Raw genomic sequence first — 25,704 nt, forward strand, 5'->3', positions numbered from 1 at the left:
GACAGGCCTCAGGTTTTCGGGTTGAGGGCATCACGAAGACCATCGCCCAGAAGGTTGAAGCCGATGGCGACCATCGCCACGGCGACGCTCGGCCAGAGGATCATCCAAGGGCTCAAGTGCATGAACTTGCGAGCCTCGGCGGCCATCAGGCCCCACTCGGACGCGGGAGGTTGTGCGCCTAAGCCGAGAAAGCTCAACGTCGCGAAAAGCATGACCGCGAAGGCCACGCGGATCGTCATCTCGACCACGACGGGCGCCACGACGTTCGGCAACATCTCACGCAGCACGACGTACAGGCTTGATTCGCCGCGTGCAATCGCGGCACTGACGAAGTCTTGCTTGCGGATCGCCAGCGCCACGGAGCGCGTGATGCGGGTCATGCTCGGCACGAACGCGACGGCAATGGCCAGTACTGCGTTGATCTCGCCCTTGCCCATCAGGTTGACGATGAGTAGCGCGAACAGCAGGCTCGGGATGGCCATCACAGCGTCGACCGTGCGCATCACGATTTCGTCGGATCGGCCACCGAGAAAGGCGCACAAGGTTCCTATAAAGGCGCCTATCAAGCTGCCGATCGCAGTGGCCATGAACGCCAAGAGGACTGTGGAGCGAGCTCCGTAGAGAACCCGGCTCAGAAGATCTCGGCCGTACTGGTCGGTGCCGAGCCAGTTCTCCGCGCTGGGTCCTTTGTAGCGCGACAGCGGTGCCATGTCGTCGGGACTGTGAGGCGCCAGATAGGGGCCGAACAGCACCATCACCATGACGATCCCGATGATCAGCATCCCCAGCTTGCCTTGCGGCGAGCGCATGAGGCGCGCGAAGAAATGGTTGGATCCGAGCTTTCCCGCCGAAGCGGACGCGGCGCTGGGCTTTTCGCTTTGGAGCGGTGTGGCGATATCACTCATACTGAATCCTCTTGTCAAGCGCCGCGTAGGCCATATCAGCGACGAAGTTCACGACACAATAGGTCGCGGCCATGATGAGGGCGCCGGCCTGGATGGCGGGCAGATCACGGTTCTGTATGGCAACGATCAGTTGGCGTCCGATGCCAGGGAGGGCAAAGATTTCTTCAACGACGATGACACCACCTAGGAGGTAGCCCACATCAAGGGCAACGATCGTGATCGTGGGTAGAAGCGAGTTGCGCAAGCCGTGCTTGAAGAGCACCGCATGCTTCGACAGGCCCTTGAGACGGGCCGACCGGATGTAGTCCATGTGAAGCACATCAACCAGCTCGGAGCGGACCATCCGCGACACGTGCGCAATCAAGATGACCGAGACCGTGATCACAGGCAGCGTCAGATGCCGCAGTCCGCCGGAAACGCTCTCCGAGAGCGGGATGTAGCCTGTCGCGGGAAGGATCTGCCAGAAGTCGGCGAAGAGCAGCACCAACAGCGTCGCCGTCACGAACTCTGGAAGCGACACGCCGACGTACGACACGACGCTCACAAGTACGTCGGCAATCTTGCCGCGGCGCACGGCCGCGATGATGCCCAGCGGGACGGCGATCATCAGCATGAAGCTGATCGACAGGAAGGCCAGGGTCAGCGAACGCCCCAACGCCTCCATCATCACCGGAGCGACGGCTTGCCCAGTACGCATCGACTCGCCGAAGTCACCCCGGATCGCTTTGGTGAACCACTGCAGGTATTGCTGCCAAAGCGGGGCATCGAGGCCCAACTGATCTCGCAACGCCTGCAGCGCATCGGGTGTGGCGTTTTCACCCAGCATCATCACCGCAGGATCGGCGGGCAACACCTGCGTAATGACGAAGACAAGGATTGACACGACGAGAAGCGTGTAGACGCTCAGACCGATCCGTTTGAGGAAGTAGCTTAGCGACATGGTTGCTCCAACCGAGGGCGCGCTTCAGGCGCGCTTCGGGGCGCCGTCGCCCAGCGAAACGTAGTCCAGACGGTAGACCAGGCCACGCGGATTGACCTGGTAGCCGTCGACATAGCTGCGCTTGGCGCGAAGCAGGTCGAAGTACACCGGGATGATGGAGGGCACTTCCTCCGTCATGAGTCTTTGCGCTTCGGCGTACAGCTCGGTGCGCTTCTTCACGTCAGCCGTTGCGCGAGCGTCGGCCACCAGCTTATCAAAGGTCGCATTGTTCCAGTGCGTTTCGTTCCAGGAAGCGTTCGAGGTATACAGCAGGGAGAAGATCGAATCGACCGTCGGCTGCATGTTGTAGAAGCCGACATAAAAGTTGCCCTTCTTCCAGACCTGCTCCAGATAAGTGGCATGCGGCATCGTCTGCACATTGATGTTGAATCCAGCGGGCTTGGCCATCTCGCGCAGGGCGACGGCCATTTGCGTGCGGATCGACGGATTGTCGGAAGCGATCAGTGTGAGGGTGAGGCCCTTGTCGTGGCCCGCTTCTGCCAGCAGCTTCTTCGCCTGCGCAATGTCCCGCTTGCGCTGGGGCAGTTCCATATAGAAGGGATAGGACGCGCTGACGGGGTTGTCGTTCGCAACGGTGCCGTAGCCTTCGGCAACGAAGTCCACCATTGCGGGGCGGTCGACGGTCAATGCGAGCGCCTTCCGGACCCGCACGTCGTTAAATGGCTTCTGGTTGCAGCCGAGATTGATGTTGCAGAACACGCCGGACGGCAGCTTCAGGGCATTCACACCAGATGCAGCCTTCAAACGCGCGAACTCAGCGGGCTGCACCAGCGCCATCAGATCGGTATCGCCGGCGATCAGCGCGGAGCCCTCGGCTGTCGCGTCTGGATATACCCGGACTTCAATGCGATCGAGGTATGGACGAGCCTTGTCGTAGTAAGCCTCGTCGCGTGCGACAACCACGATACGCTCTGGCTCAAAGGTCACGAGCTTGAAGGGCCCGGTGCCAATGGCTTCGCGATTAAGTCGGTCCAGACCCTTCTGCAGCACGGAAGCCGGAACGATCTTGGCGCTCGGGAATGCCAGGGCGACAGGCAGGTCCGCGTAGGGCGACGACAGGACGAACACCACGGTGCTCTTGTCAGGAGCGCTGACGCTCGCGATCGGGCCGATGTTCTGGCGGCCCGGCGAGGCGGTCTTTGCATCCAGGATGGCCTGGAAGCTCGCGACAACATCAGCAGAAGTGCATGCCGAGCCGTCATGGAAAACTAGTCCTGGGCGCAGCTTGAAGGTCCATTGGGTCAGATCGGGAGAACTGGTCCAGGACTGGGCGAGATCGGCCTCGGGGGCCATGGTCGGGCCAATCCGCGTGAGCCCAGAGTACAAGAGTTCGGCAACCAAGTACTCCGGCGTCACGCGCGCCACCAAGGGGTTCAGCTTGTTGACTGCCTGATTGATGCTGACGCGCAGCGTACCGCCGCGTTTTTGCGGGCCGGCAGCAAAGGCCGATGACATGGGGAAGGACAGCGCAGCCAACGAGGCTGCAGCCCCGAGGAAGTCGCGACGGTTCGCAGCAACAAGGGTGTTCATGCGGAATCTCTCGATGGTGGTTGCCCTCGGGAAGCGGAGTGCAAATGCGCTGGCAAACGGGAGGTATTCGTCTTGCCACGCACATTACTATAAAGTTTATCTTTTTCGGCAGCAGAGGGAAAACAGCGTCTTGACAGATGACTTTATTTGGTACCGCCAAAGAGATGCGCTCTCTTCTTTGGGGCGCCGCAGCCGAGCGCAAGGCGACGGGCGCTGCGGTCTGCCGCGCACGGCTGCGTCTCCCATCAGAAATCACACTGAGGCGTAGCGGAATGATCACCACGCCGCCGCCCAACGGGCACGAAGCTGTTGCTGCGACGAGGGCGGGGAGATTGGCTAGGGCAATCACCGCTGGCGCAATATGGTTTAGCTACTACCTAGAGTCAGCCGCTCAGCGGCACACAAACCCACGTATTGAGCTTGACGTTCACCCTTTCGCGGGCACCCGCCCGGCAGGCCCTTTTGGAGTAAAAAAAGAAGTTGTCTCACTATCGACAGTCCACGTCACAGCGCCTAGGACCAATGAGCGGCCTGAAGGACCTCAAGCACTACGTGTCGCACTTCTGCGATGGCTGCATCGCGCAGAGCATCGGTTCGCCACCCGACTTCCACCGCATAACGCGGCATAGTCAACGGACAGGCAAACATCTGCAGTCCAGTTCGTGCCGCGATCGCAGCGGCAGCATGTTTGGGGATCGTCGCGACGGCGTCGCTGCCAAACAGAAGATGAGGAAGCGCGGCGAAGTGCGTAGTCGAGGCAACCACGCGACGCTGTCGCCCGACGGCGGCAAGCACCTCGTCCACCACGCCGATAAAGCCGCCGGAGGAAACGAGCAAGTGGTCTCTGCGGACGTACTCCACCAAGGTCAGGTCTCGTGTGGACGGTGCATACGCGGGATCCAAAAGGCACGCGTAGCGGCCTTGGCCAATCGCCTCGTGGCTAAGCAGACGCGAGGATAGGCCGCCCGACACCACGGCGACGTCGGCGAGCCGCGCTTGCAGCATGTTGCCTACCATCAGGCTGTGCGTCTGGCGGAACGCCAAACGCAATCCGGTTGCCCGAGCCGCCACCGCATCGATTAACAACCGTCCGAACGCAACCTCGAAGTCGTCTGACAAGGCGACAACGATCGAGCGGCCATGGTAGTCATTGCCACCGCTGCCGCTAATGGACAAGCTCTGGCGACATTTGTTGAGCCCCTCGCTGATCAAAGGTTTGAGCTCTTGCGCCCTCAGCGTCGGCACCAGCCCGCGGCCGGTGCGAGTGAAGAGTTGATCGCCGTAGGTCTTGCGCAGCCGCGCAAGCGCCGCGCTCACAGCAGATTGAGTCAGCCCCAACCTCACCCCCGCTCGCGTAGCGCCGCCCTCTTCGTACAGGGCTTCGAAGACCTTCAGAATGTTCAAGTCAACAGCCCTGATATCAATCATAGTCATATCAATCACAAGCACAGCGGTGTTGATTGATTTTGCCGCGGATTCAATACTCGCAATATTCCCGCACACTTCGATTTCCCATGGCCAAAACCAAAGTAGCCGCGCTTCAAATCGGCGCTCTTCCCACTGGCAAAAAAGCCACCCTCGACCTCGTGCTGGGCTTCGAGGGAAAGATCATTGAATCAGGCGCGTCCGTGGTGGTGATGCCGGAAGCACTGCTGGGGGGCTACCCGAAGGGCGAGATCTTCGGCACGCGCCTGGGCTATCGGCTTCCGGAGGGGCGTGAGGCCTATGGTCGCTACTACGACAATGCCATCGACGTTTCTGGGCCGGAAACAGATGCGCTTGCGGACCTCTCGCGCCGGACAAAGGCGAGTCTGGTGGTCGGCGTGATCGAGCGCGGCGGCAACACCCTCTATTGTTCCGCCCTGTTCTTCGAGCCTGAGGGCGGGCTGATGGCCAAGCATCGCAAGCTGATGCCGACCGGCACCGAACGCCTGATCTGGGGCCAAGGCGACGGCTCAACGCTTCCGATCGTTGATTCAGCCGCAGGTCGCCTGGGTGCTGCCATCTGCTGGGAGAACCACATGCCACTGCTGCGTACAGCGATGTATGCGAAGGGAGTGCAGATCTGGTGTGCACCGACCGTGGACGAGCGCGATGTTTGGCAATGTTCCATGCGCCACATCGCGCACGAGGGACGCTCCTTCGTGATCAGTGCGTGTCAAGTGCAGCAGTCCCCATCCCAGCTTGGAATCGAGGTGCCGAATTGGGAGCCATCCCGCCCCCTGATTCGCGGAGGCAGCCTGATCGTCGGACCGTACGGCGATGTGTTGGCTGGTCCCCTCTTCAACGCGGTGGGGCTGGTCGCGGCTGAGATCGATACCGAGGAACTAGTGCGCGCGCGCTACGACTTCGACGTGGTAGGGCACTACGCACGACCGGACCTTTTCACATTGAGCGTGGACACAAGGCAGAAGCGCCCGGTCGAGTTCAACTGAGCCTGCGGCAATGAGCGCCCATTTGCCGATCTTGATCGTCCAGATGGGACGCCCGCCGCACGACGTGAGTGAAAGGCTGGGCGAACAACCGGACTGGTTTCTCGCCGCCCTCGCTCCGGCGAACCTCGACGTGCTGGTGGTGCGCCCGCACATGGGCGAGCCGTTGCCGCAACCGGGCAGCTTTGCAGGCGCAGTCGTTACTGGCTCATGGCACATGGTGACCGATCTCCATGACTGGAGTGAACACACGGCCGAGTGGATCCGCCAGCTGGTTGCTGCGGATGTGCCGCTGCTCGGCGTCTGCTACGGACATCAGCTCATAGCCCACGCCCTTGGCGGACTTGTAGGCTACCACCCGCGAGGTCGGGAACTGGGCCTCCAGACCATTCGACTGCTGCGGGAGAGCATCGACGACCCCCTCCTGGCACATATCCCCGGCGAGTTTCCGGCGTTACTGACGCACTCACAGACAGTGCTGGTCAAACCACCCGGCGCTGTGGTCCTAGGCGCGTCGGAACATGACGAAAATCAGATTCTTCGCTACGGCCCGAATGCCTTCTCCATTCAGTTTCATCCGGAATTCACGCCGGAGATCATGTCGTTGTGCATCCAGCGACGCAGAACCATCCTCGAACAAGAAGGCGCAGGCGTCGAACGGCTGCTCCTCAACCTTGCGCCTACGCCCGATGCTCACGCGATTCTCATGAAGTTCGCCACAACAGCCGTACAGGTGTCGGCTGACTTTCGGTAACCGCGGCGATGAACCTGCGCGCGATCGCCTGCGGCATGGCAGCGGCAAAGTCCGTGCGCGCGATGATGAGAGCGCGAGGAAGTGCGGCGAGTTCAGCACCAGCCTTCCATCACGGCCGCTGCTGCAGGACGCGAAAGGCTCAGAATGAGAGCGGATGCCCCGCCCGCACCACCACCGCGTATCGGTCGCGCCCCTGCTGGGAAGAGCGCCAGAACCGTATGAAAGCCCGGCGCTGTGGGCGGGGCGCATCTTCGGGCCAGTTCCGTCTGAACGGTCTGCGTTCCCTGCACAGTGTGCTGCCGGCCGCTCCACCTCGGCTTGACTGATGTGTGTATCTGGACCCGCGAGGTCCCTTCTGCGACGACGAGGGAAAGCTTCCGCACATCGGCCGAATCACAGCTGTAGCAATGCATCCGGTCCAGACATCAGTTGACAACTCTTCCGTCCTAACATCGATCCCCGCGACGTCGACCCCGTTTTCTGGACAATCCGAGTCGACGGAAATCCGGCTACCAAGGCGGACTTGGAGGATGCTGTTCGTCGCGGCAACGTTCATTCGAAATCGACCCCAAATCGCTCACATTGGGCTTTTCCAAGTTGCCGCGCACCACGCCCTGACGTAGGCGTCGCGCCCTTTCACACATTTGCGTTGTTTGCCAGGCGGAGGACAGCGGTGCACAAATTCATGAGGAGGCTCGCATCCGGCTCAACGACCCCCCTCGCCCGCAAGGCGGCGGCCAGTGCCGCGGACATTGGTTCAGAATCCGGAGGCTGATCGCATCGAGAGCGGCCAATTGAGCCCTGCACCCCGAGACTGAAGCTGAGCGCCTGGCGCATGACACGTCCGCGTGCGCTTTAAAGTTGAAGATGAAGTGACACGCCTGCGCTGGATGAGACTATCGACCGACTGAATCGCCCCGGGATTCGCGGAGGCAGTTTGGTTTAAGTCAGGCTACCGCCTTGGTGTTCTGACTGGCGAGTTGCCGGTAGTAGTTTGCCTCAGCCTCTGCGGGCGGGATGTAGCCGATGGGTTCGAGCAGGCGATGGTGGTTGAACCACGACACCCATTCAAGCGTTGCGAGCTCCACGGCTTCCTTCGTTTTCCACGGTGCTCGGCGATGAATGAATTCGGCCTTGTACAGGCCGTTGATGGTCTCGGCCAAGGCGTTGTCATAGCTGTCGCCCTTGCTTCCCACCGATGGCTCGATGCCCGCTTCTGCCAACCGTTCGGAGTACCGGATGCTGACGTATTGCGACCCGCGGTCGCTGTGGCATATCAGGCTCCCATCGCGCTCAGGCTGCCGGGCGTAGAGGGCCTGCTCCAGCGCATCGAGCACGAAGTCCGTTCGCATCGAACTGCTCACCCTCCAGCCAACGATTCGCCTGGCGTACACGTCGATGACGAAGGCCACATACAGCCAACCCTGCCAGGTCGAGACGTAGGTGAAATCGCTGACCCACAACTGGTTCGGCCGCTCGGCACGAAACTGCCGGTTGACCCGGTCCAGCGGGCACGGCGCCTTGGCATCGCTGACGGTGGTGCGCATGACCTTGCCGCGCATTACACCGCGCAGTCCCAGCTTGCGCATCAATCGCTCGACCGTGCAGCGGGCCACGACAACGCCTTCGCGTGCCAGTTGCCGCCACACCTTGTCAGCGCCGTAGACCTGCATATTGGCTTGCCAGACACGTTCAATCTGTGGCATCAGCATCTCGTCGCGATGAGCCCGGGCGCAGCGCTTGTAGGGCTCGCGCAGCAGCGCCGCATGTCGTCGATATGCCGACGGGGCGACCTGCAAGACCTTGCAGAGCGGCTCGACCCCGAAGGCATCGCGATGCTTGTCGATGAAGTCCTTCAGGACTTGAGCCGGCGGTCGAGCTCCGCCTGGGCGAAAAACGCGCTCGCCGGGCCCGGCGCAGCTCCTTGACCTCGCGCTCCAGCTCCTTCATCCGCTGGGCCTCGCTGGTCGTGACGCCTTCGCGCACGCCCGTGTCGACCTCTACGCGCTTGACCCATTCGTTCAAAGTCTGCGGCACGCAGCCAATCTTAGGCGCGATGGACTCGATGGCCGCCCACAGCGACGGGTACTCCCCACGGTGCTCCTGCACCAGCCTCACCGCCCGCTCACGGACCTCGGGTGAGAACTTGTTCGACTTCTTCATGGCTCAATCCTCTCAGAGTGTTGAGCCTCCTGAAAATCCGGGGCGATTCACTTCGCAACATCCCGCATTTTGTCCATGTCGTTTTTCTGACCTTGGTTGCCGATTCGCTATCGATCAGCAGAGCCCTCGTCGCGTTCATCTTCACGTACGAGTCCCAAGGCCAGCTGGACTGATTTTCAATCTGGCTTCGAGGCTTGCCGCAATATGGGCGCCTAGCTTGAGTTAGCCCTGCCGCTTGAAGCAGTAGTGTCGCGCGCGTTCATCGCCGACCTCGTCGTCATCAATTCGAAGAGGTTGGGCCGTGTCGGGTTCCTTGTCGATGAACAGAAGCAGTAACTGTCATTGATTCCTCGATCGAATCCAAGGCAACCCAGCCTTCGCAACCAGCGTTCGTGATCTCGGCTGCGCAACATGAGCGCAACGTGCCAACGCTTGGCGCTGGGTTTTGCTCGGTTGCCTTGAACTCGACCAAGCGAATCACCTCGTGGCCACCATCGGCATCATGTGAGCAAGAACATGCGAGCCTCAATCGCCGGGCTGAGGCACTGGGGCTCGCCCTCCCCGCCCCTGCAAGCTACGCGGCCTTATCGCTTCTCTGCTTCGCTTCGGAACGCCTTCAGCGCGTCGTTTGACACTGCCAGGCAGCGCCTGCGGCGGCGAAAGGCAACCACTTCGGATCGGCCGGGATCAGCCGTGCACTCTTCTTGCTTGAAGAATCCGCCCTCCTTGGCAGCTCACAAGAACTTTCACGACGGTTTAACGGGCGCGATCGTTGCCGCGGTTCTAGCTGCTGCAACTCGCTCTCTCGCTAGGCGCCTTCGGCGTTCGACTTCGAAACACGCGCACTCATCAACGGGTTTTTGTCGCCCCGCAGCGCCTGCGCGCGGCAAGCGGCGGCGAGTTGTTTCCGGCGCTCCCCGTCGAGACTGGCGATCTCGCGCGACGTGGGCAGACTGGCCATTCGGAAAATGATACCGATTAAAACCTGGACAGTTGAGCTGCCGCTTGTCAGTACGCCGTCTGGGCAGAGACTTCGGCATCCGCGTTAGGAAAGTCTTTCGTTTGGCGCCAGGTTAAAAGTACCACGCCTGTTCTAGTCGCCCGTTCGAGCCCCTGAGTTCACCATCTCGTCAGATTTGCGGCATTGGGACCCGATGCCCTTGGACCGTCTGTATGAGGCACCGGACTCGTCAGTCCAAAGGATTCAACTCGCCGCATCGAGGATTCTTTGATGTTCGTGGTTACTTCAGTGTTTGGGGGAGCGGAATTGATCGCCAATCAGCGTGATCGATGCCCCTGTGGGATGTCACTCGCGGCGATTTCGCCTTGTGAAAAAACGAGGTGGAATGTTGGCCGACTCGCACGGGAATGATGTCGCACGACAGCACGACAAGCTGGACATTTCCAAGCCAACGCCGTGAAACAATTTCCGTGCCCCGGTAGGCAAGTTAATGAGGCTGTTTTCTGAACAAAAACAACGAGTTAGCACTCAATTTTGATTTTCCGCTGGCGATGTTTCACGCAAATACCTTATTTGCCGGGACATGGGTCCAAGTTCAGTCCATAATTTGGTTACTGAATAACCTATTGCTCCTATGCCATCTCCAAACGGACCGAATCCTGGGGTTGAGAATCCCTCCTGGGCGCCGGTGATCAGCATCGTCGACCTCGGCCGAATTCTCATGCTCCTGCATGGGGCCAATGCCCCATCGATGGCCACGCTCAAGAAATGGAGCGCCAGCGGCGAATTTCGAAATTGCTTGCTAACTGCAGATGATGCATTCGGAGGACGTACAGACCCCGCGCGTACGGAGAGGGAAGGAACATCTCCGCGCGCACGTCCCGGGCGCCCGGGTCTGCGGCTAAGCACCGATAGAGCGATCGCGCGTGTCTATGAACTATGGCCACAATTGGTGGAGAGTTCTTCCCCTGCTGCTGTCTTCGAGCAAGCAGTCGCTCGAACGGCGGACCAACTCGTCGCCGCCATTCGGCCGTTGATTCACGATGCATCTTCAACGTCGCAAACACCACGAGTTGAACACCCGAGACTCGGTGCGCCGCACCAAAGTGCCAGCCAAGAATGGCAGCAGCGCATCGAAGAGGCGGTTTCGTTGCTGGGTCGGGACATGCGTGAACTGCGCCGCGAGATGGCGCAGTTCACGGCCTTGCGCAACAACCTGATCACACGGCTGGATGAAGTGGTCGCACGTTCTCGGGAGTCCTTGCTTGCGGGGCCGCGAGCAGAAGCGGGCACTGACCCGATCGTCGAAGCTCGGCGCGACAGAGACATGGGTGTCCTCAAGTCGACCATCGATCAAATTCGATCGACGCTCGAACGGATCGAGACATCAAACCGTGGATCTCGTTGAGGGGTGTAGTACGGTACTACGCGCTGCAGGCGCCGGTCGATCGGAAGCGCCGTAGTACGGTACTACACCTGACCAACCCAAAAGAAAAGGCGCCAAGCGGCGCCTTTTCCTTTGGGTTTCATCGCTCAACCGGCAGCCGCGAAGTCTTCTAAAAGCCGTGCAAGTTCCACTTGGCGCGCGGCACTCAGCGCCACATGAATGCGAACCGAGGCTCGTCCATCCTTGTCGATCTTCATGGTCGCCACGGTCTCGCCGTCCTTGGCGAAGGACTGAATCGATGGGTGTGAAGGAGCACGCATGACCGATTCGCTGGTGGAGGTGAGCCTTGCGAAAATGTCCTTCGCACTCATTGAGCCACGGTTCATGGCAATCTCCGCGGCTCGCGACTCCACCACCGCCGGGTCGCGCTCAAGCGCAGCCTTGAAGGCGGTCGACCACCGAAACTGCAAATCAAGGGGTGACGCAAAGGCGCGCAACACGGCGTCCGGCAAGCGCGCCAGCACCAATGCCTTGGACAAGTTGGTTGCATCGACACCGATCGCAGCAGCCATCTGGCGCAACGATGGATAGAGCCCTCGGTCCAGCGCCCGCGCGTACATCACGCCTTGCTCCCAGGCCGACAGGTCTGCCCGCTCCCGGTTTTCGCGCTCCATTTCCTCGAACAGCGCCCGATCGTCGAGGTTGTCGACGAAAACCAGAACCTGAAATCCCAACTGCAAGCACGCCTCGTGGCGACGGTGACCAAACACGATCTCATACCTGGGCCCCTCACCCGAGTTCGCGATCGCCCTCACCTTGATCGGCTGGATATTGCCGCCCGCCTCCTTGATCTCTCGTTTCAGATCTTCGAACGACCTGCTCTGAAAGCTCGACTCGTGGCGGTTGGCAAAATCACTGCGGCGAATCAGATGAGGATCGAGAAGCCGGGTGGCCTTGGCGCCGTCCCAAGCGCTGAGCTCGGTCACCGCCTCGCTGAGGCGTCCTTCCAGTTCGACGGCTTTTGCGGCTTGCTGGCGCAACTCGTCGTTTTCGCGCAGAAGTTCGGACCGCTGGTCGTTTGCAAGGGCCATCATGGCTCCGGGGGCCGTCTTCGGCTTCGCAGCCTCCGGATTCGGCGCCGACGCCGGCATCAGCGAGGCGAAATCGATCTTCGATGCTTTGTCCTTGAGTCCCATGTCAAACCGCCGTTTCCAGAACTTGCCGTTCGGCCACCTGTCGCGCCCAGACGGCTTCGATTTGCTGCTCGATCAATTCGCACATACGGTCGTAGGCGACTCGCGCGCGCGAAAAGGTCTTCGAATTGACCGAGCCGCGAGGCAAGTCATAGACGGTTCCGAATTCGGCGCTCGCCGTTGCGGCCACGGCCGTCTTGGGAATTTCGATCGGCAGCACCTTGTCGCCGTAACCCTCGAGCACCCATTGCCGGACCACCGAGCTCGCGGTGTCTGATGCTTCAACCCTGGACAACAGCACGTCGATGAACTCGAAGCTCTTGTCTTTGCCTCGGCTGCGAACCAGCTGATTGCAGAGATCCGAGAACAGATCCCAGAACTGGGCGGAACTGGCGAAGTCCAGGGCCGAGGGCGGCAGCGGCATGATGACTCCATCCGCGGCCATGAGCGCATTGATGGTGACGTAGCTCAGCGAGGGCGGCGTGTCGATCACGATCACGTCGTACTCCTCCCGCGGCAAATCCAGGCCCCGATCCAGCACGCGCCAGAATTCAAAGCCCGGGTCCCTGGCCTGCCGGGCCGGCAAATGGAATTCCGCGCCATAAAGCAGGGGCGCCGCGCAAACCAGGTCGATGTTGGGCCAGTAAGTCGAACGAACCGCATATTTGAGGTTTTCCTGTTCGCCGGTGAACAGCGACATGGCGGTGTGCTCGGTCTCGACCTCCGCGTCAGGGAGCACGCCGAACAACGTCGTTGCAGAACCCTGGGGATCGAGATCGACGAGCAGCACCCTGTGCCCGCGCATGGAAAGCCCTTGCGCCAGCGTGACAGCCGACGTCGTCTTGGCCACGCCCCCCTTGAAATTGGCCACAGTGATGGTGATGCCGGCGGCGCCGTTCGGCCGAAGGTGCTCGGACCGCAATTCACGCGCCCAACGCTGCGCATCGCCCATGGACCATTCGCGGCTGTTTCCGTGGATTTCCCCGGCGGGCAGGTCGCCTCGGGTCAATCGGTAAGAGATCTTGGATTTGTCGACCCCACACAACTCAGCCAATTGCACCGCCTTGAGCGTCGGTGCAGACTTCACCGCGGTCGGCGCCAGCATGGCAGCGCGGATCCGGTCCATCATGCCGGCGATCTTCTGCGCTTGCTGTTCGATGTCTTCGAGATTCTGTCGCCGGATTGTTTGTTTGATGTCCACGCGTTTGTGCCTTGAAAGTTTTGCAGTCGTGCGATTATGCCCATCACACCTCAAAAAACGAAGAATCGCGTAGACACTGCAAGAACAAGCGTGCAATCGGCGGGTTTTCATGCCTTTTTTGACAGAAAACCTCCGAGATTAAGAAAGCATCTTGAATACCTTAAGAGATTAAGGACTCCCGTCGAAGTGAAATTTATCATTGAAATCAATGACTTACGAGATTTTTTCGATCCTTTACGTCCGACTTCTCATCGCATGTGTCCGGGTTTTCATCGGATGTGTCCGACTTTCCATCGCCCGCTGTCCGGAATCTGATCGCCTCCGCCGAAGGTTATCCACAAAGCATGCCGCCGCCCCAGCGGCGTGCAAAACAGCAACTGTCCAGGTATTTATCGGCTGCTTTTTGGCCGCTGGAGGGTACGAGCCGCACCCGGCACGTCAAATGTCCGGGTTTTGATCGCGGTCTGGAGCCATGGACGGGCGCCAGCAAACAGAGAATGTCCAGCCTTTAATCGGGTCGCGCGCCAGCTTTGCGTGCGAACTGTCCAGGTTTCCATCGCCTTAGCGCTGAACTTCTGCGGATCTTGTGTCCAACAGCTCTTGGACATAAGATCTCGCCTTCATGAGCACACCCTCCGCCACACCTGTCGACAAACCGGCCATCGGACCGGGCGTCGATGAGATCCTGGAGTTGCGCAAGCCGCACGAGATGATCGTGATGATGCCTCGCTCCGCGCGCGTGACGCTCACGGGCCGGCGCATCTACAGCGCGTTGCTGCAGGTGGCTCAGACCCGACTGGTCGCGCTGCCGGCGATGCCCGCGGCGGACTTCATGTTCGAGGCGCCCTTGGCGGCCATCCTGAGGACGACCGGTTCCAGTGGCAGCGAGCGCACCGCAGCGAAGAAGTATTTGATCGAGATGCGCAGCCTGGAGGTGGACTGGGAGTCGACCGCGCCCGGCGACGGCGTCAAGTGGCGCGGCTTCTCGATGCTGTCGGAAGTGGCACTGGAACAGCGCCGCGGCGAAAACTGGGTGAGCTGGTCCTACCCCCCCACGATCATGGCCGCGCTGAGAGAGCCGCAGCGCTGGGCGAGGATCGACCTCGATGTCCTCGCCAAGCTGGGCTCCTACACCGCCGTCGCGCTCTACGAGATTTGCGCGCGCTACCGCGAGAATCCAAGCGGGGTGACCAGCCGCAAGCCCGTGAACTGGTGGGTGGACGCCTTGAGCAACGGGCCCGGGCCTGATCGTCGTGAATGGCGCAAGTTCAAGAACGAACGCGTCAAGGACGCCATTGCCGAAATCAACGCCGAGACGGATCTCGACATCGACCTGGTCGAGCACAAGCAGGGCAGGGTGATCACCGAAGTGCAATTTGCGGTGCGCAAGAAGCGCCAGGCGATCGCGCCGCGGCAGCTTGCGGGCGAACCCGTCGATGCCACGCTCGTGCTGCGGGCCGAGACGCTCGGCATCCGCGAAATCAAGCTTGAAGGGCTCATCAAGGAGTTCGGCGACGAGCGTGTGCGTATGCAGATCGAGGTGCTGGAACGACGCGCTGCCAACAAGTCGTTGCGGAGCATCGACAACGCCTTTTCGTACCTCCGTTCCCTCTTGCGCAACGAGCCCGTGCACGACGGCGCGGGGGAGGGCGCACGGCCGGCGAGCGCACCGGTCATTCAGGCGCCGCCTCCGGATGATCCCCCCGCCGCGCCGGCTGTCGCGAGCGTGGACAGCGGCACTTGGCTTCGAGAGCAGATCCAGGCGATGAAGAAGGAAGTCGCCGCCCTCGAACCGGCACAACTGAAGCGCTGGGTCGACCTGGCGTTGCAGGACCTGGCGCGCAAGGGCGCGCTGACCGCAGTCATCAGCCGACGCGCGGCGCAGGGCGATGTACTCCATGGAATGCTGGGTTCCGCCGTTGTGTATGCATATGCGGATGCGACCTACGGTCCGGAATGGAAGGTCGACCGCCAATTGTTCGACGCGTTGCCATAAGTTGCACTGTATGGGTGTCGGCGGCTGCCTTCTCTGGCGAAGCTTGAACGACAATCCAGACCCGGTCGCCGGCAGACGCATTGCCGCGCTGCCAAGCCCGCACGCCCGATGTTCCGCCCGAATTCCGACCCCAGTCCCCACGCCGCTTCCGCAGATTCTCCCGACATCATTCATGGCCCTGACCGGCCTGAGTTGCTCCGATCCGAGACCCTTGCCGACCTGTTCGAGGCCACTGCCGAGAGGGCTCCCGCACGTACTGCGCTGATCTTCGGCGAGCGGGAGATCAGCTACGGAGAACTCGATGCCCAGGCGAGTCGGGCCGCTTCCAGGCTGATCGATGCCGGCGTTCGGCCGGGGCACATCGTCGGCCTGTGGCTCCCACGCGGCGTCGAGCTGCTGGTCATGCAGCTCGCCATCGCCAAGAGCGGCGCTGCCTGGCTGCCCTTCGATGCCGACACGCCGCCCGAGCGCATCGCTGCTTGCCTGGATGACGCCGATGCTGTCGGCGTCGTGGGTTGCGCAGCCCTGGGGCCCGAGCGGCTGGCGACCGAGCGGACCCTCTGGACGGACGAGATGCTCCTGGGCGGCGTTCAACGAGAGACGCTGCGTCGCCGCGAAGGCACAGCGCCGGATCACCCGGCGTACGTGATCTACACCTCCGGCTCCACCGGCAAGCCCAAGGGAATCGGGATCAGCCAGCAAAGCATCTGCCACTTCCTTCGCAGCGAGAACGCCGTGTTGGGCGTGCGGGAGGACGACCGCGTCTACCAGGGCTTCTCGGTTGCGTTCGACATGTCCTTCGAGGAGATCTGGCTGAGCTACCTCGTCGGGGCGACGCTCTGGATTGCGCCGAAAGCCATTGCGTCCGATCCGGAAGCATTGCCGAAGGCGCTGATCGAACAGCGCATCAGCGTGCTGCATGCCGTACCGACGCTGCTTGCGTTGTTCGATCGCGATGTCCCCGGATTGCGCCTGATCAACCTGGGCGGCGAAATGTGCCCCGCATCGCTGGTCGAACGCTGGGCGCGGGCCGACCGGCAGATCTTCAACAGCTACGGCCCGACCGAGGCAACCGTCTCGGCGAGCATGGCTGAGTTGCGTGCTGGCGATCGCGTGACCATCGGCCTGCCGTTGCCGAATTACGCGTTGCTGGTCATTGCGCCTGACGTGGAGCAGGGGCTCAAATTGCTGCCGCGTGGCGAGGTTGGCGAACTGTGCATTGCCGGTCCCGGCGTCGCTGCGGGCTATCTCGCGCGCCCCGAGCTGACGGCCGAGAAGTTTCTCCCCAACCCTTGGTCAAGCGGTGCGCACGACGATCGGCTCTATCGCACGGGTGATCTGGCGCGCATCGACGAAGACGGGCGCGTGCAGTGCCTGGGCCGCACGGACGACCAGATCAAGATCCGCGGCTTTCGGGTGGAGCTCGGCGAGATCGAAGCTGTGCTGGCGCAGCAGCCGGGTGTCGGCACAGCCGCTGTGGTGCTGCGTCAGGTGGAGGGCGTCGACCAGTTGATCGCCTTTCTCGTGGCGGACAGTGGCACGGCGCTTTCAGCGTCATCGTTGCGCTCCGCGCTGGGCGCGCGGCTGCCACCCTACATGGTGCCCAGCCGCTACGAGGTGTTGGCGCAAATGCCGCGCCTGAGTTCCGGCAAGATCGACCGAAAGACGCTCAAGTCGCAGCCTCTGCCCGAAGCGAAAGGGCCATCCGAAGGCTCGGATGCACCGGAGACTCCGGTCGAAGTGGCGCTCTTCGCCGCTTTGGCAGGGCTCTTTCCCGGCCTGGCGATCCGACGTACGTCGGATTTTTTCGACGAACTCGGCGGCCACTCGCTGCTGGCGGCACGCCTCGCGTCCCTGCTGCGCGCCGATCGGCGCTTTGCCCAGATCACGGTGCGCGATATCTACCAGCGCCGCACAGTGGACGGCATTGCCGCAGCGCTCGAATCATGCGGTGCGCGGCAAGCGCAGCCCGTGCCGGACTGGACGCCGCCTTCGGCATGGCGCCGCTGGCGTTGCGGAGTCGCACAGGCCGCGGCAATCCCCGTATTGGTCGCGATCCGCATGATGCAGTGGCTCGCCCCGTTTTTCACGTATCACTTCTATACAGGCGGGGCAGGGGATTCCATCCCCTTTGCGGTGGTGATGTCGGTCGTGGTGTTCCTGGGCGCGACGCTGCTTGAATTCGCACTGGCCGTCGCCGGCAAATGGCTCATCGCAGGCCGGCTCAAGCCGGGTCGTTACCCGCTCTGGGGCCTGACCTATTTCCGCTGGTGGCTGGCCGACCGGCTGGTCGATGCCGCGCCGACGTACTTCATCAGCGGTTCATCGCTGCATGCCTGGTGGCTGCGCGCATTGGGCGCGCGCATCGGCAAGGACGCGAGCATCGGCTCGATCAAGCTGCGCGCACCCGACCTGTTCACGCTCGGCGACCGCGCGAGCATCGGCAATGCCGTGAACTTCGAGAACGCGCGCGTGCAGCGCGGCGAACTGATCATTGGTCCCGTCGACATCGGCGCAGAGGCGCACATTGGCTCCTACGCCGTGCTGGAAGGCAACACGCGCGTCGGGAGCTGGGGCCATCTGGACGGGCAGTCGGCGCTCGCCGATGGGCAGACAGTGCCTGCAGGGCGCATCTGGAGCGGTTCACCCGCGCGCGACGTCGGCCCTTTCGACGCTGCCGGGTTGCGTCCCCGCCCACCGGTCAGCAATCGGCGGCTCGCGGGCGAAGGCGTGTTCTTCCTGGGCGGTGCGATGCTGGTGGCGGCCCTGTTCTTCCTGCCGGTGTTTCCGACCTTCATGCTGATCGACGTGCTGGACGACACCGAACGGTTTCCGTGGCTCGAAACGAGTTCGACGGTGTTGCGCCTGTTCAAGTACTTCGTGCTCGCGCTGCCGGCAGGGGCCGTGATGATCGTGCTCACGGCCTTGATTTCCGCGGCCATCCGCTGGAGCGTCTTGCCGCGCCTGAAGAGCGGGAGCTGGCCCGTGCACAGCAATGTCTACTGCGGCAAATGGCTGGTCAACCAGATCCAGGAATCCAGCCTGCAGGTGCTGCATGGTGTGTACGCCACGCTTTTCGCGCCGATGTGGTACCGGTTGCTCGGCGCCAAGGTGGGGCGCAACGCGGAGATCTCGACCGCGCTTGGCGTCGTGCCTGACATGCTGACGCTTGGCGACGACACCTTCATCGCCGACGCGGTGCTTCTGGGCGACGAGGAGATCGACGGCGGCTGGATGACGATGCGGCCGACCGTCATTTCCCGCCGCAGCTTCGTCGGCAACGGCGCCTATCTGCCCGATGGCACCACCTTGCCCGAGAACGTGCTGATCGGGGTGCTGGGCCGCGCGCCGGAAGCATCGGCGCTTCGCAGTGGCGACACCTGGGTGGGCTCGCCCGCGCTGCGGTTGCCGGCGCGCGAGATCGTCAGCGGCCATCCTGAATCGCTGACTTTCAAGCCCTCGCCACTGCGCCGCCTGGGCCGGGGCATGGTCGAAGCCTTCCGCATCGTCGCGCCGCACGCGATGGTGATCGCCGCCGGCTACAGCATCGTGCTGGCCGTGATGCCGTCCGCGGCTGCCGAGCACTGGGGCGCCGTCGCGTGGTATCTCACCGTCGACGGGCTGATCTTCGGGCTCTCCACCTTCGTCTTCGTGGCGATGTTCAAGTGGCTCTTCTTGCGCCGCTACCGGCCGTTGGCGGTGCCGATGTGGACGCCTTTCGTCTGGCTCTCCGAAGCGGCGACGAACTTGTACGAAGGGCTCGCGGTGCCGAACTTCATGCACTATCTGCGCGGCACGCCCTGGCTGCCCATCGCCTTCAATCTGATGGGCGCGCGCATCGGCCGCGGCGTCTATCTGGACACTACCGACTTCACCGAATTCGATTGCGTCCACATCGGCGACTACAGCGAACTCAACGCGATGACGTGTCCGCAAACCCACCTGTTCGAAGACCGGGTGATGAAGATCCATCACGTGAACATCGGTTCGAAAGTGAGCATCGGGCCGCGCAGCACGGTGCTGTATGGGGCGACCGTGAACGATGGCGCGCAACTGGGGCCGATGACGTTGGTCATGAAGGGCGAAAGCATTCCGCCAGCGACACGCTGGAGCGGGAACCCCGCCGCACCCGGCTGAGCCTCTTTCGCCTTTCCAGCAGGCTCAGGCCCGGGGCGGGCCAATTCCCGAAAGTTGCAGGGATATTCGCCGTTCCCGCCGTGCCCAACCTACCGGCCGGTAGGAGTGACTGTCTCCTGGGTGTCTCTCAAGTGACGCGCTCTCCGGACAAACCTTGAGCCCGCGCGGCAGCCCGCGCTTCCACAATGACCGCTGTCTCAACCCGGAGCCATCCCGGGCCATCCCGAGGAAGCATGTGGAACTCTTCTTTCAACAATTCCTGAACGGTCTCACCATCGGCGGTGTCTACAGCCTCGTCGCGCTGGGGCTGACGCTGGTGTACGGCATCCTGCACGTGCCGAACTTCGCGCACGGCGCGTTCTACATGAGCGGCGCATTCGCTGGCTACTACCTGATGGCCAAGCTGGGCGTCAACTACTGGCTCGCGATGGCCGGAGCGGCGGCCATCGTCGCGGTGATTGCGATGCTCGCGCAAAGGCTGGTGTTTCATCCGCTGCGCAATGCCCCCGAACTGCACGACATGATCGCCGCCATCGGCATCCTGCTTTTCCTCGAAGCCGGCGCGCAGGCGTTGTTCGGTGCGGACTTTCATCGCATGCCGACGCCTTACGGGCAGGTGGTGGAGATCTTCGGACTCACCGCGCCCCTGCAGCGACTGCTGATCATCGCCGGCGCGTTCGGGCTGATGGTGTTGCTGCACTTGTTCCTGAACCACACGGTGCTCGGCTCGACCATCATCGCCATGGCGCAGAACCGCGACGGCGCCGCGCTTGTGGGCATCGACGCCACGCGCGTGACGCTGCTGGTGTTTGCCATCTCTGGCGCGCTCGCGGCCATCGCCGCGGTGCTGTATGCGCCGATCAACCTCGTTTATCCCGCGATGGGAAATCTGGTCATCACCAAGGCCTTCGTCATCATCATCCTGGGTGGCATGGGGAGCTTTCCGGGCGCAATCGTGGGCGGGCTGATCATCGGCATGGCGGAGAGCTTTGGCGGCTTCTACTTCTCGACGGACTACAAGGACATCATCGCCTTCGTGCTGTTGGTGGTGATCCTTTCGTTCCGGCCGCAGGGCCTCTTCACGGCGAAGGGGGCGCGCTGATGAAGTGGCTTCAAGGCAAGACCGGCTGGGCGCTTCTCGCCGCCGTGGCGCTCGTGTTTCCGCTCTTCGCGCAGAACAACTACCTGATCTCGGTCGCGACGCAGGCTTTCATCATGGCCATCGCCGCGCTCGGGCTCAACCTCATCACCGGCTACACCGGCCAGTTCAACCTGGCGCACGGCGCGTTCATGGCGGTCGGTGCGTACACGGTCGGCATCCTGACGGTCGATCATCACGTGCCCTTCTGGATTGCGTTCGCTCTGGCGGGCGTGGTGACCGGCATCCTCGGCTACTTCATCGGGCTGCTTTCGTTGCGCCTGAGGGGCCATTACTTCTCGATCTTCACGCTGTGCGTGAGCTACATCATGTTCCTGCTCATCGAGAAGTGGGAAAGCCTGACCCACGGACCGGTCGGGATCATGGGGATCCCCGCGCCCACCGGCATCGGCCCGGTGCAGTTCGGAACGCCGCTGTCGCAGTACTACCTGGTGCTGGCCTTTCTCGCGCTGGGCATCTGGATCATGTCGCGCATCGTCGGTTCGCTGCTCGGCCGAAGCTTCATGGCGGTGCGCAACAGCGACGATCTGGCCGAAGCGCTCGGCGTGGACCTGATGCGCACCAAGACGCTTTCCTTCGTGCTGTCGGTCGTGTATGCGGGATTCGCGGGCGCGCTGTACGCAGGGCAGGTCCGCTTCCTGGGGCCGGATCTCGCAAGCGAAACAGTGACCTTCGACCTGATCATGTTCGTGCTGGTCGGCGGCATCGGGACGCTGCTCGGGCCGCTCGTGGGCACCTTCCTCGTCACGTGGCTCACGCAGAGCCTGCAGTTCCTGCAGGACTACCGCATGGTGGTGTTCGGCCCCGTGCTGATCGCGCTGATCATCTTCCTGCCCGATGGCATCGTCGGCACGTGGCTCAAGCGGCGTGCGCAGCGTGCCGATGCGGCGAGGGCAGGGCGGCAGCCGGGCGAGACGACGGCTGACGATGCAAGCGCAAGGGAGGCGCAGGGCAATGCTTGAAATCGATGCACTGACGAAGCAGTTCTTTGGCCTTACCGCCGTCGACCAGGTGTCGACACGCTTCGAGCGCGGACAGGTCAGCGCCATCATCGGCCCGAACGGCGCCGGCAAGACCACTTTCTTCAACCTCGTCGCAGGCACGCACAAGCCGACCTCCGGCCGCATCACTTTCAACGGCAGGGACGTCACCGGCATGCGGCCCGATCACGTCGCCAAGCTAGGCATCGCGCGCACCTTCCAGGCCACGCACCTGTTCGACAACGCGACGGTGCTGGACAACCTGATCGTGGGCCATCGCCTGCGCACGAAGTCCGGCCTGTGGGACGTGCTCGCGAATACACAGCGCCTCAAGGAAGAAGAGCGCCTGTGCCGCGAGAAGGCGCGCGAGGCGCTCGAGTTCGTCGGGCTCTCTCACGTCGCGAATCGCATTGCGGCCGACATCACACAGGAAGAGCGCAAGCGCGTGGCCTTTGCGCTGGCGCTCGCCACCGACCCCGAACTGTTGCTGCTCGACGAGCCGGCCGGCGGCGTCAATCCCGAAGAGACAGTGGGTCTCGCGGCCCTGATCCGAAAGCTGGTGGACCACGGCAAGACCGTGTGCCTGATCGAGCACAAGATGGACATGATCATGCGACTGGCCGACAAGATCGTCGTGCTCAACAACGGCGCCAAGATCGCCGAGGGTACGCCCGCCGAGATCCGGCGCGATCCGCATGTGATCGAAGCCTACCTGGGAGCGGACCATGCTGCGGTTTGAAGGCGTCGACCTGCACTACGGCAGTTTTCGTGCGCTGAGCGGCGTCACGCTGCACGCAAGCCCCGGCGAACTGGTCGTGCTGCTGGGGGCCAATGGCGCTGGCAAGACCTCGATCTTCATGGCGGCCAGCGGCATCCAGAAGCCCAGCGCCGGCAGCATCCGCTTCGGCGATCGCGAACTGGTCGGCCAGCGGCCCGCGCAGATCGTCGGCGCCGGCCTCGTGCACTGTCCAGAGGGTCGCAAGCTGTTCCCGATGATGTCCGTCCGAAAGAACCTCGCGCTCGGCGCCTATGTGCATCGGCGCGACAAGGCGGGCATCCAGCGTTCGATCGATGAAGTCTTCGAGCTCTTTCCGATCCTCGAGAAGAAGCAGAACGATCCCGCGGGTTCGCTCTCGGGCGGCCAGCAGCAGATGGTGGCCATCGGGCGCGCCATGCTGGGCCGACCCAAGGTGCTGCTGCTGGACGAGCCTTCGCTCGGGCTGGCGCCGCTCATCGTCAAGCAGGTGTTCGAAGTCATCCAGCGCATCAACCAGGCAGGCACGACCGTGCTGCTGGCGGAGCAGAACGCGTACTCGGCACTGGCGATTGCGGATCGGGCTTACGTGATCGAGCGCGGCCACATCACGCTCGAAGGCGATCGCGAATCGCTGCTGCACAACGAAGCGGTGCGGGCTGCCTACATCGGCGCGTGAGCCGCTTCCATCTTTCCTTTCCATCAACCGGAGACATTCCCTCATGAACGCAATTGCATTTCCCCGTCGTCGCCTGGCCCTGCTGCCGATAGCCGCCGCACTCGCCGGTGCCTTCGGAGCCGGCAGCGCGTTGGCGCAAGACACCGTCAAGATCGGCTTCACCGGACCGCTGAGCGGCGGTGCGGCGCTGTACGGCAAGAACGTGGTCAACGGCATGGAAATGGCGATCAAGGAGATCAACGCCTCCGGCCTCGAAGTCGCCGGCAAGAAGGTCAAGCTGGAACTCGTGGCGCTCGACGACAAATACTCGCCAGCCGATGCCGCGATCAATGCCCGCCGCCTCGTGCAGCAATACCAGACCCCGGCCGTGTTCGTGCCGCACTCCGGCGGCATCTACGCCATGCAGGCCTTCAACGAGCAGGAGAAGTTCATCGTGATGGCGTACTCCAGCACGCCCAAGATCACAGAGACGGGCAATAAGCTCACGGTGCGCATTCCGCCGACCTTCAATTCCTACATCGAGCCCTTCACGCGCTACGAGATGACCAAGTTTGGCAAGAAGGTCGGCATGCTGCCGGGCGACCACGAGTACGCGAAGAACTGGACGCAGCTCTTCGGCCCCGCATGGGAGAAGGCCGGCGGCACCATCGTGTCGAACAACCCCATGTCCTATAACCGCTCGGCCGACTTCTACAGCGGCGTGAGCCGTGTGCTGGCCGAGAAGCCCGACGTGCTGTTCATCGGCGGTCCGTCGGAGCCGACGGCGCTGGTCGCCAAGCAGGCGCGCGAGCTCGGCTTCAAGGGCGGCTTCCTGATCATGGACCAGGCAAAGCTCGACGAGATGGCCAAGGTCACGGGTGGCCTCGCGCCTCTGGAAGGCTCGATCGGCGTGCTGCCGGTGTCCTACGACGAACGCGTGGGCCCCAAGACCTTCGCCGCGGCCTACCGCAAGGCTTACGGCGCCGACAAGGATCCGACCACCGAATCCTCCTACAACTACGCGTTGACGCATGCCCTGGCCAACGCCATGAAGCTGGCGGGCACGACTACCGATGCCGCCGCCATTCGCGCCAAGATGGGCGAAGCGCTCGCCAAGCTGCCGAAGGAAACCAACGCCGGGGATTTCAAGGGTGTGGATGACGTGGGCGGAACCATCGTCGATCCGGTGGTTGCCACCGTTGAAGGCGGCAAGATCAAGCCGGTGAACCTGAGCGACCTGATGAAGTAAGTGCCGTCAGGCCGCCGGGTACTTGCCGTATTCCATCCGGGCAATCGCCCGGTTGTGGACTTCGTCGGGCCCGTCGGCCAGGCGCATCGTGCGCATGCTCGCGTACTGCTTGGCGAGGCCGAAATCGGTGGTCACGCCGCCGGCGCCGTGCGCCTGGATCGCGTCGTCGATGATCCTCAGCGCCATGCGCGGCGCCGCGACCTTGATCATCGCGATCTCGAGCCGCGCCACCTTGTTGCCGACGCGGTCCATCATGTCCGCCGCCTTCAGGCACAGCAGACGCGTCATCTCGATGTCGATGCGCGCTTCGGCCACGCGCTGTTCCCACACCGACTGCTCGGAGATGCGCTTGCCGAAAGCCACACGCGACTGCAGCCGCTTGACCATCTTCTCCAGCGCGACTTCGGCGCTGCCGATGGTTCGCATGCAGTGGTGAATGCGACCGGGGCCGAGCCGACCTTGTGCAATCTCGAAGCCGCGGCCTTCGCCCAGAAGCAGGTTCGACGCCGGGACCCGCACATTGCGGAACACCACTTCGGCATGCCCGTGCGGAGCGTCGTCGAAGCCGAACACCGGCAGCATGCGCACGATCTCGATGCCGGGCGTGTCCAGCGGCACGAGGATCTGCGACTGTTGCGAATGGCGCGGCGCGTCGGGGTCCGTCTTGCCCATGACGATCGCGATCCGGCAGCGCGGATCGCCCACGCCTGAAGACCACCACTTGCGGCCGTTGATGACGTAGTGATCGCCGTCGCGGCGAATCTCGGTCTGGATGTTGGTTGCGTCCGAAGAGGCTACGTCCGGCTCGGTCATCAGGAAGGCGGAGCGAATCTCGCCCGCCAGCAGCGGCTGCAACCAGCGCGCCTTGTGCTCATCGGTTCCGTAGCGGATGAGCACTTCCATGTTGCCGGTGTCCGGCGCCGAGCAGTTGAAGACTTCGGACGCGAAGTTGACCTTGCCCATTTCTTCGGCACAGACCGCGTACTCGAGATTGGTCAGGCCCGCGCCGCGGTAGGGGCTGCCTTCGGGCACCGAATCGAGCGGCAGGAAGAGGTTCCACAGACCTTCGGACTTTGCCTTGGCCTTGAGGTCCTCGACGATGGGAACCACTTGCCAGCGGTTCTCGCCGAAGTCCTTCATCTGCTGCATGTAAAGCGGCACCGCCGGGTAGACGTGGCGATTCATGAAGGCGACGACGCGATCGCGCCAATGCACCTGCTTTCCTGAAAGTGTGAAGTCCATGTG

18 protein-coding genes, 1 pseudogene and 1 other annotated feature are annotated in these 25,704 nt (G+C 62.6%); of the genes and pseudogenes, 10 read left to right on the forward strand and 9 right to left on the reverse strand.

Annotation, left to right across the window (positions count from 1 at the left end):
• Positions 1 to 8: 8 nt before the first annotated feature.
• From AC1DSF_RS08735 to AC1DSF_RS08750, 4 genes are all read right to left on the reverse strand, one after another.
• A complete protein-coding gene (locus AC1DSF_RS08735; protein ID WP_478182675.1) occupies positions 9 to 905 on the reverse strand; it encodes an ABC transporter permease in 897 nt (298 codons plus the stop codon).
• On the reverse strand, positions 898 to 1,845 hold the full coding sequence (locus AC1DSF_RS08740; protein WP_478182676.1) for an ABC transporter permease: 948 nt from the start codon (positions 1,843 to 1,845) through the stop codon (positions 898 to 900). Before AC1DSF_RS08740 ends, AC1DSF_RS08735 begins: the two co-directional genes overlap by 8 nt.
• Positions 1,846 to 1,869: 24 nt before the next feature.
• Positions 1,870 to 3,435 (reverse strand): ABC transporter substrate-binding protein, encoded by a 1,566-nt coding sequence (locus tag AC1DSF_RS08745; RefSeq protein ID WP_478182677.1) that lies wholly within the window; start codon positions 3,433 to 3,435, stop codon positions 1,870 to 1,872.
• Between the two features lie 513 nt (positions 3,436 to 3,948).
• Positions 3,949 to 4,869: a LysR family transcriptional regulator gene (locus AC1DSF_RS08750; RefSeq protein WP_478182678.1), complete on the reverse strand. Its 921-nt coding sequence runs from the start codon at positions 4,867 to 4,869 to the stop codon at positions 3,949 to 3,951.
• Between the two features lie 80 nt (positions 4,870 to 4,949).
• Here AC1DSF_RS08750 and AC1DSF_RS08755 point away from each other — a divergent pair, with 80 nt between their 5' ends.
• Positions 4,950 to 5,870: a carbon-nitrogen hydrolase family protein gene (locus AC1DSF_RS08755; RefSeq protein ID WP_478182679.1), complete on the forward strand. Its 921-nt coding sequence runs from the start codon at positions 4,950 to 4,952 to the stop codon at positions 5,868 to 5,870.
• A 10-nt stretch (positions 5,871 to 5,880) separates the two neighbouring features.
• Positions 5,881 to 6,621: a glutamine amidotransferase gene (locus AC1DSF_RS08760; protein WP_478182680.1), complete on the forward strand. Its 741-nt coding sequence runs from the start codon at positions 5,881 to 5,883 to the stop codon at positions 6,619 to 6,621.
• A gap of 947 nt (positions 6,622 to 7,568) precedes the next feature.
• Here the strand turns inward: AC1DSF_RS08760 and AC1DSF_RS08765 are convergent.
• Together AC1DSF_RS08765 and AC1DSF_RS08770 are read right to left on the reverse strand one after the other, a co-directional pair.
• Positions 7,569 to 8,784 (reverse strand): annotated as a pseudogene (locus tag AC1DSF_RS08765) (IS3 family transposase).
• Positions 8,406 to 8,522: a sequence feature (AL1L pseudoknot), on the reverse strand. Its footprint overlaps the pseudogene before it by 117 nt.
• Before the next feature lie 808 nt (positions 8,785 to 9,592).
• Positions 9,593 to 9,745: a hypothetical protein gene (locus AC1DSF_RS08770; RefSeq protein ID WP_478182681.1), complete on the reverse strand. Its 153-nt coding sequence runs from the start codon at positions 9,743 to 9,745 to the stop codon at positions 9,593 to 9,595.
• 688 nt (positions 9,746 to 10,433) lie between these two features.
• On the opposite strand from AC1DSF_RS08770, the gene AC1DSF_RS08775 reads away from it, so the two are divergent.
• A complete protein-coding gene (locus AC1DSF_RS08775) occupies positions 10,434 to 11,153 on the forward strand; it encodes a hypothetical protein (RefSeq protein ID WP_478124353.1) in 720 nt (239 codons plus the stop codon).
• Positions 11,154 to 11,278: 125 nt separating this feature from the next.
• On the opposite strand, the gene AC1DSF_RS08780 is transcribed toward AC1DSF_RS08775, so the two are convergent.
• On the reverse strand, positions 11,279 to 12,328 hold the full coding sequence (locus AC1DSF_RS08780; RefSeq protein WP_478143680.1) for a ParB/RepB/Spo0J family partition protein: 1,050 nt from the start codon (positions 12,326 to 12,328) through the stop codon (positions 11,279 to 11,281).
• A 1-nt stretch (position 12,329) separates the two neighbouring features.
• Complete coding sequence (locus AC1DSF_RS08785) at positions 12,330 to 13,637, reverse strand: ParA family protein (protein WP_478124355.1); 1,308 nt, start codon at positions 13,635 to 13,637, stop codon at positions 12,330 to 12,332.
• Positions 13,638 to 14,148: 511 nt separating this feature from the next.
• Between AC1DSF_RS08785 and AC1DSF_RS08790 the strand changes: the two genes are divergently transcribed.
• The 7 genes from AC1DSF_RS08790 to AC1DSF_RS08820 all read left to right on the forward strand — a co-directional run bounded on the left by AC1DSF_RS08790 (position 14,149) and on the right by AC1DSF_RS08820 (position 24,459).
• A complete protein-coding gene (locus tag AC1DSF_RS08790; RefSeq protein ID WP_478124356.1) occupies positions 14,149 to 15,522 on the forward strand; it encodes a hypothetical protein in 1,374 nt (457 codons plus the stop codon).
• 108 nt (positions 15,523 to 15,630) lie between these two features.
• Positions 15,631 to 19,659 carry a Pls/PosA family non-ribosomal peptide synthetase gene (locus AC1DSF_RS08795; RefSeq protein ID WP_478124357.1) on the forward strand — a complete coding sequence of 1,343 codons (4,029 nt, stop codon included), beginning with the start codon at positions 15,631 to 15,633 and terminating at the stop codon, positions 19,657 to 19,659.
• Positions 19,660 to 19,894: 235 nt separating this feature from the next.
• Positions 19,895 to 20,761, forward strand: a complete 867-nt coding sequence (locus tag AC1DSF_RS08800; protein WP_478124358.1) for a branched-chain amino acid ABC transporter permease — start codon at positions 19,895 to 19,897, stop codon at positions 20,759 to 20,761.
• Complete coding sequence (locus AC1DSF_RS08805; protein ID WP_478124359.1) at positions 20,761 to 21,780, forward strand: branched-chain amino acid ABC transporter permease; 1,020 nt, start codon at positions 20,761 to 20,763, stop codon at positions 21,778 to 21,780. Before AC1DSF_RS08800 ends, AC1DSF_RS08805 begins: the two co-directional genes overlap by 1 nt.
• Complete coding sequence (locus AC1DSF_RS08810) at positions 21,773 to 22,537, forward strand: ABC transporter ATP-binding protein (RefSeq protein WP_478124360.1); 765 nt, start codon at positions 21,773 to 21,775, stop codon at positions 22,535 to 22,537. The genes AC1DSF_RS08805 and AC1DSF_RS08810 overlap by 8 nt, the downstream gene beginning before the upstream one ends.
• Positions 22,524 to 23,231, forward strand: coding sequence for an ABC transporter ATP-binding protein (locus AC1DSF_RS08815; protein ID WP_478124361.1), 708 nt, complete (start codon positions 22,524 to 22,526; stop codon positions 23,229 to 23,231). The genes AC1DSF_RS08810 and AC1DSF_RS08815 overlap by 14 nt, the downstream gene beginning before the upstream one ends.
• Before the next feature lie 43 nt (positions 23,232 to 23,274).
• Positions 23,275 to 24,459 carry an ABC transporter substrate-binding protein gene (locus AC1DSF_RS08820; protein ID WP_478124362.1) on the forward strand — a complete coding sequence of 395 codons (1,185 nt, stop codon included), beginning with the start codon at positions 23,275 to 23,277 and terminating at the stop codon, positions 24,457 to 24,459.
• 6 nt (positions 24,460 to 24,465) lie between these two features.
• Here AC1DSF_RS08820 and AC1DSF_RS08825 read toward each other — a convergent pair whose 3' ends face one another.
• Positions 24,466 to 25,701: an acyl-CoA dehydrogenase family protein gene (locus AC1DSF_RS08825; protein WP_478124363.1), complete on the reverse strand. Its 1,236-nt coding sequence runs from the start codon at positions 25,699 to 25,701 to the stop codon at positions 24,466 to 24,468.
• Between the last annotated feature and the right edge of the window lie 3 nt (positions 25,702 to 25,704).

This window comes from Variovorax sp. 01N429, from assembly GCF_056399425.1.

Coding starts and splice junctions, on each gene's coding strand:
- AC1DSF_RS08780 (WP_478143680.1), bottom strand. CDS start 12,328: ATGGGACTCAAGGACAAAGCATCGAAGATCGATTTCGCCTCGCTGATG.
- AC1DSF_RS08805 (WP_478124359.1), top strand. CDS start 20,761: ATGAAGTGGCTTCAAGGCAAGACCGGCTGGGCGCTTCTCGCCGCCGTG.
- AC1DSF_RS08755 (WP_478182679.1), top strand. CDS start 4,950: ATGGCCAAAACCAAAGTAGCCGCGCTTCAAATCGGCGCTCTTCCCACT.
- AC1DSF_RS08815 (WP_478124361.1), top strand. CDS start 22,524: ATGCTGCGGTTTGAAGGCGTCGACCTGCACTACGGCAGTTTTCGTGCG.
- AC1DSF_RS08785 (WP_478124355.1), bottom strand. CDS start 13,637: ATGAAAACCCGCCGATTGCACGCTTGTTCTTGCAGTGTCTACGCGATT.
- AC1DSF_RS08735 (WP_478182675.1), bottom strand. CDS start 905: ATGAGTGATATCGCCACACCGCTCCAAAGCGAAAAGCCCAGCGCCGCG.
- AC1DSF_RS08795 (WP_478124357.1), top strand. CDS start 15,631: ATGTTCCGCCCGAATTCCGACCCCAGTCCCCACGCCGCTTCCGCAGAT.
- AC1DSF_RS08790 (WP_478124356.1), top strand. CDS start 14,149: ATGAGCACACCCTCCGCCACACCTGTCGACAAACCGGCCATCGGACCG.
- AC1DSF_RS08740 (WP_478182676.1), bottom strand. CDS start 1,845: ATGTCGCTAAGCTACTTCCTCAAACGGATCGGTCTGAGCGTCTACACG.
- AC1DSF_RS08750 (WP_478182678.1), bottom strand. CDS start 4,869: ATGACTATGATTGATATCAGGGCTGTTGACTTGAACATTCTGAAGGTC.
- AC1DSF_RS08825 (WP_478124363.1), bottom strand. CDS start 25,701: ATGGACTTCACACTTTCAGGAAAGCAGGTGCATTGGCGCGATCGCGTC.
- AC1DSF_RS08810 (WP_478124360.1), top strand. CDS start 21,773: ATGCTTGAAATCGATGCACTGACGAAGCAGTTCTTTGGCCTTACCGCC.
- AC1DSF_RS08760 (WP_478182680.1), top strand. CDS start 5,881: ATGAGCGCCCATTTGCCGATCTTGATCGTCCAGATGGGACGCCCGCCG.
- AC1DSF_RS08820 (WP_478124362.1), top strand. CDS start 23,275: ATGAACGCAATTGCATTTCCCCGTCGTCGCCTGGCCCTGCTGCCGATA.
- AC1DSF_RS08745 (WP_478182677.1), bottom strand. CDS start 3,435: ATGAACACCCTTGTTGCTGCGAACCGTCGCGACTTCCTCGGGGCTGCA.
- AC1DSF_RS08770 (WP_478182681.1), bottom strand. CDS start 9,745: ATGGCCAGTCTGCCCACGTCGCGCGAGATCGCCAGTCTCGACGGGGAG.